Below are 335 nucleotides of genomic sequence, written 5' to 3' on the forward strand. Positions count from 1 at the left end.
GTAGGAGAGAGGTAGCCTAAGGCTTCAAAAATATAATAGTAGGTGGTGTCGGATTTTAGGGACTTGGCATCGACTTTGACGGTAAAATCAGACTCTGAAGTAGCCAACGCTCGGCCTTGAGTGACGATGTTTTTTAGCTCAGGATCGGTAGCCACCGTATAGCTGACAGGAATACTGGTAGCATTGATGCTACCGTCATTGGTGATGCGCGTCCAGAGTATTACTCTATCTTGTAAAGGGTCACCGCTGGCGATGCCATGTACAAAGGGTGATGCGCCTTGATAGCCCAAGTCGTCTACCTTATCCAAGGTATTCGAATTGGTGGAGTCATCGTC

The 335-nt window shown here is 47.8% G+C and carries 1 protein-coding gene; it reads right to left on the minus strand.

Features of this window, described 5'->3' with window-relative positions:
* Positions 1-335 (minus strand): PhoD-like phosphatase N-terminal domain-containing protein (locus AAEZ03_RS26455; RefSeq protein ID WP_350582730.1); only part of this gene is annotated, 335 nt, incomplete at both ends.

Source organism: Pseudomonas sp. HY2-MNA-CIBAN-0224 (assembly GCF_040310285.1).
Taxonomy (GTDB): domain Bacteria; phylum Pseudomonadota; class Gammaproteobacteria; order Pseudomonadales; family Pseudomonadaceae; genus Aquipseudomonas; species Aquipseudomonas helleri.